Here is a 5,003-nt window from a genome sequence, read left to right as displayed (position 1 = left end):
GCAGCGCCGGCAGCGCGGCCAGCCCGTCGTCGGTCGCCGAGTCACGGATCTGCAGCCGCCGCACCGCGCCGCCCTCCAGCGACGCCAGCTCGACGCGGCTGAAGTGCAGGTGCAGCTCGTCCAGGTCCTTCACCGGCGACAGGTCGATCCGTCCGAGCGGGCGGCACCGGCTCAGATGCAGCTCCCGAAGCGACCGGGAGTCCGCAAGCGGCGTGAGGTCGCGCATCACTTCGTTCTGCCACAGCTCCAGCCGGTGCAGTGACGGCATCGCGCCCAACGGGTCGAGCGGGTTGATGTTGCCGATGCACCGCACGTACCGCAGCTTCTCCAGGTGCATGATGAACTGGATCCGGTGCCAGCCGCGGACGTCGACCCGCCGATCGCCGAAGTCCACTTTGGACAGAACGGTCTTGGCGTACTTCTCGGCGTCCGGCGTGTTCCGCCACGCTCGCAGCAGCTCGTCGATGACCATCGCGTGATCCACGGCCACGAACTCCGCGATCCGTTCCCACGCGGCCTCACCGCCGATGTTGGCCAGCGTCCGCACGATGTACGCGGCTTCTTCAGTCGCCTCAGGTCCGGGTAGCAGATCCACCACGAACGACCCGGCCTCGGACAGCGCGTCGGCGTGCGCGAAGCTCTTCGGTGGAATCAGCGAGGCGGCGGCGGAGGTCACCTGCGCCCGTGCCGACTCCGGTTCGATCACGTCGGCTTGTTCGAGGCACGCCAGCGCGAGCAGCCGCAGCTTGTCCCGTCCCCGCTCGTCCTTGCGCGTGTCGTCGTTGCCGCCCAACAGGTCCATCAACACCCGAGCCCGTTCGCGCGGACGGGCGTGCGCGACGGCCATCACCACGACGTCGTGCCACTCGTCGAGATGCGCCCTGTCCACCAACAGGTTCAGGTCGCCGGCGTCGACCACTTCCTTGGCGGCCAGGTAGTCGCGGAACGTCCGGTGCACGAACTGCACCCGTTCGGACGACACTTCCCGCAGCAGCCCGGCACGTTCGAGCAGCCGCTGCATCGCGTCGTCCGGATCGATCTCGTGCGACCGCAACCCGCGCATCGCGTTCCCGAGCCGGTGCACGGCTTCGGAACGCGGCACCATCAGCTCCCGGTTGCGCACCAGCGAGTACGCGAACCGCTGCAGCAGAACGAGCTGTTCCTCCTTGGAGAACGACGGCAGCGCCAGCCCGCGGTCCTCGTCCCATCGCACCAGCAACAGGTCCAGCGCGGCTTCGTACAGCGACCGCCGATCACGTGGCAGGTGCATGTTCCGGTCCTGGTGCAACGCGCACAACAGTCCTGCCAGCAACGGGCTCGACGCCAGCCGCCGCAGGTCCGGCCGCTTCGCCAGGGTCCCCGCCAGCCGCGCCTCGCACTCGGTCAGCCACACCCGCGCGTCCCGCGTCAGCCCTGGCTCGTCGCGGGCCGCGGTGTGCCAGGCCTCGACGAAGTCACGCACACCCTTGTCGCTCAACGGCAACAGGTCGAACGCCGCGAAGTCACACTCCTCCATCCAGTCCTCCGGCACGGCGGACGGACGAGTCGTGATCGCGTACCGCGCCTGCGGATAGGCGTTCACCAGCCGGCAGAGCCACTCGCGCGCCTCCTCCCGCCGTTCCGACACCAGCTCGTCCACGCCGTCGATCAGGACGAGCGCGCGCCCTTCCTTGAGCCGCGCGGTGACCCATCCGGCCGGCTTCTCCTCCTCGATCATCGAGGCGGTCGACGAGATGAACTCCTCCGGCTTCGGCAGCGTCGTGTACTGCCGCAGCGGCACGAAGAACGGCACCAGCCCGAGCCACTCGTTGCCCGAGGTCCGCGTCTCGCCCAGCGCGTTCATCGCCAGCCACCGCAGGAACGTCGTCTTGCCGGCGCCCGCACCACCTCTGATCAGCACCCGAGGCGTGTCCGCCAATGCGGCGGCGACCGGCAGCCCGGCGCCGGTCAGCTCGTCGGTGTCGCCGACCCGTGCCACCGCCAGCGACACGTACGAGGTGTCGAACGAGTGCCGCCGCGGCGCTCGTCCACGCGACACCCCGAACAGCTCCAGCCCGCCCAGCGAGTGCGCGACCTGGTCGGCGTAACGGTCCTCGAAGTCCCGATGCGAAGCGGTCAGCGCCAGCTGCTGCTGGTCGGCGAGACGCGCCACGGCGTCGGCGGTCGCCCGGCTGATCCGGAACATCTCCACCGCGAGCCGTCGCGCGTACTCCGGCTGCGACCAGACCAGCTCCACGACGGCGACGCACACCCGCAGCAGCAACGCGTCGTAGACCGCCGTCGCCAGGCCGGACAGGCCCGCCGCCCGCCGGATCTTCTCCGACCTGGACATCACGTACGCCCGCAGCGACTCGGGCGTCAGCATCACCCGCAGCGCCTCGTCCTCTCGCAGCGGCAACGAAGCCTCGATGGACTCGCGCACCGCGTCCACCGCTGCCTGCCACTCGTGCTGCTCGACGGAGCTCAGTTCACCTCGGGCTAGCTCGGTGCTGACCCGCTCGACCAGCGGTCCCGGTCTGGTCAGCTCCCGCTGGCGCCTCTTGTTCTTGGCTCCCTTGTGAACGATGTCGAAGAGACTGAGCAGCACGCGCTCCAGCACGGTCTCCAGCACCATCAGCAGACCGGCGGAAAAGGGATCAGGCACACCCTCAGTATCGCCACGCGCCGTACCTGGACACCGACTTTTCGAGTACGGGCAACCAGGAATTCATCAAGCGGTTCGCGAGACGTCGTGACTCGCGATCGCCGCGATCGCGATCCGGAACGCCTCCACGGCGAGTTCCGCGAGGTTCTCCTGCGGCACCGAGGGTGCGGACCGTTGCACGTCGGCGAACGCGGACTCGGCATGTGGCTGCAACGCGCAGACGGCCTGCACGAGCACGTTCACCGTGTGCGCGATCGGTGCACCTCTGCGCCCTGCGGCGAGCACAGCACGTGCGTTGCGCAGCTCCAGCGACCCGTCCGGCAACCGCGTCACGACGACGCACTCGATCGCCGCGTGCAGCAGCTCCGGGTTCTGGCGCAACGCGCACGCGAGCGCGCCGCCGGTCGGGAGGAACTGCCGCAGCACGAGATCCGGTTCCAGCAGTGCCCTGATCGCCTCCAGCGGCAACCCCTTGTGCTGCAGCCGCAGCACGGTCCGCATGCGAGTCAGGTGGAAGCTGTCGTACATCGGTGAGCGACCCATCCGCTTCGGTGCCGGCAACAAGCCGCGCGCTTGGTACGAACGGACGGTACGGGTGGTCATGCCGATCTCTGCGGCGAACTCGTCGATCGTCATCTGTCTGGCGGGACGGTGTGGCATCACCGGCCCCACTTCCAGATTTGGCGCATTGAGTTATCCCCCTGTTGTCACGGCCCTCCGGTGAAGAGCACAACCGTGGGCCCGCCCCTGGGGAACGAGTCTGGCACTGCGTTTATAAGACGGGCATAAGTTGACCCTCGCATGGAATGATCAAGTGGAAGGAGTCACTTCCTTTTCTGGGCTCGGGTGTTCGGTTGTGCTAAGCGAAGTCGAGTGGAAGTGTTTCCTTCCACTTCTGGGATAAAGAGGTTGTTCGGAAGAGGCTTTCCCGTGTTCTGCCGCAAGCACAAGAGGGGAAGTCAGATGTCCGTGATCAAGCGAATGACCAGCGTTCTGCTGATGGTGCTGGCGCTGTTCGGTGGCGTTGCCACGATGAACGCGTCGGCTGCCGTCGCCGCCGCACCGCAGGTCGTCCAGCAGTCCGGTGACGAGGTCGGCGTCCAGGCGACCTACCGATGTGACTGGCGTGCGACCACTCAGCGCGTCGACGCGACCTGCACGGTCGTGAGCGGCGAGGTGCGTATGTACGGCCGCTGCTCCAACGGCGGCACCTACTACACCCCGTGGGTCGGCCCGGCCGCTGGAACCTCTGGGTGACCTGCGGCAGCTACCGGCTGCTGTCGTTCGGCTTCCAGAGCCGCGGCTGATCTCACCACCCGACCCGCACCCCCGGCGCTCATCCGCCGGGGGTGCGGTTTTTCAGGTGGTCGCCAGCGCCTCGGTGGGGGTGAGCCGCGACGCCCGTACCGCCGGGTAGACACCGGCAAGCACGCCGACCACAACGGCCGCGCCCACACCGCCCCGCGAGCGCGGCCAGCGGGAGCACGGCAGGCCATCCCTGCAACGCGGAGTAGACGGCGGTCGCCGCCACCCCGATCAGCAGGCCGATGCCGCCGCCGATGCCGGCCAGCACGACCGCCTCGGCCAGGAACTGACCGCTGATCTGACGCCTGCTGGCGCCGAGCGCGCGCCGCAGCCCGATCTCGCGGCGGCGTTCGAGCACGGAGATGACCATGGTGTTCGCCACCCCGATCCCGCCGACCAGCAACGCCACCCCGCCGAGCCCGAGGAACAGCCCCGAGTACGCCTGTTCGACGAGCTGTTGCGCGGCGAGCGCGTCCGAGGGCCGGCTGACCAGCACTTCGTGGGGGCTCTTCGGGTTGGCGGTGCGGCCGAGCACCGCCTTGACGGCCTCGACCGCGCGGTCGTCGGCCCGCACGTAGATCTGGCCGGGCGTGCCGTCGAACCCGAGGAGGTCCTGTGCCGCCTTCCAGCCGACCAGCACCGCGTTGTCGACCTCGAACGCGAGCGGGTTGCGTGCAGCACGCCGATGACGGTGAACCACCGGTCCTTGATCCACACAGCGGGAGAGGGCAGCCCCGGCTTCAGTTCGGTGCCCAGCATCCGCGCGGCCCGTGCGCCGAGCACGGCCACCGGGAACGACTCGCTGGCCCGGTCGAGGAACCGTCCCGTCCTGACCGTTCCGCCGAGCACCGGCAGGAGGTCGAGCCCGCGCGGCCTTGACGCTCAGGCCGCCGGTCTCCTGCGCGGGCACCAGGTCCGTGCGGCGCACGGTCGCACCGGTCTCGCCGGTCGCGCTCACCGACCGCACCGGTCCGATCCGGCTGATCATGTCCACGGCCACAGGGGGGAGCTTCGCCTTGCCGCCGTCGGTGCGTCCGTGCCGGTGAGACGGTCA

The 5,003-nt window shown here is 69.1% G+C and carries 4 protein-coding genes; 1 reads left to right on the top strand and 3 read right to left on the bottom strand.

The annotated features are described in order from the left end of the window. On the bottom strand, nt 1–2,644 hold a 2,644-nt coding region (locus FXN61_RS47200), incomplete at its 3' end, for an NACHT domain-containing protein (RefSeq protein WP_167980305.1). Between the two features lie 66 nt (nt 2,645–2,710). Further along, nucleotides 2,711–3,280: a MerR family transcriptional regulator gene (locus FXN61_RS47195; protein WP_167980304.1), complete on the bottom strand. Its 570-nt coding sequence runs from the start codon at nt 3,278–3,280 to the stop codon at nt 2,711–2,713. 327 nt (nt 3,281–3,607) lie between these two features. On the opposite strand from FXN61_RS47195, the gene FXN61_RS47190 reads away from it, so the two are divergent. After that, nucleotides 3,608–3,901 carry a hypothetical protein gene (locus FXN61_RS47190; RefSeq protein WP_223165891.1) on the top strand — a complete coding sequence of 98 codons (294 nt, stop codon included), beginning with the start codon at nt 3,608–3,610 and terminating at the stop codon, nt 3,899–3,901. Between the two features lie 79 nt (nt 3,902–3,980). Here FXN61_RS47190 and FXN61_RS56065 read toward each other — a convergent pair whose 3' ends face one another. After that, nucleotides 3,981–4,949: an ABC transporter permease gene (locus tag FXN61_RS56065; protein WP_312878545.1), complete on the bottom strand. Its 969-nt coding sequence runs from the start codon at nt 4,947–4,949 to the stop codon at nt 3,981–3,983. Nucleotides 4,950–5,003: the final 54 nt, after the last annotated feature.

Source organism: Lentzea indica (assembly GCF_012184385.1).
Classification (GTDB): Bacteria; Actinomycetota; Actinomycetes; order Mycobacteriales; family Pseudonocardiaceae; genus Lentzea; species Lentzea indica.
The sequence above is the reverse complement of the archived record's forward strand: the minus strand, read 5'-3'. Positions and strand labels throughout refer to the sequence as shown.

Excerpts from the sequence above, each read along its gene's own strand:
- FXN61_RS47190 (WP_223165891.1), top strand. The coding sequence starts at position 3,608 with ATGTCCGTGATCAAGCGAATGACCAGCGTTCTGCTGATGGTGCTGGCG.
- FXN61_RS47195 (WP_167980304.1), bottom strand. The coding sequence starts at position 3,280 with ATGACGATCGACGAGTTCGCCGCAGAGATCGGCATGACCACCCGTACC.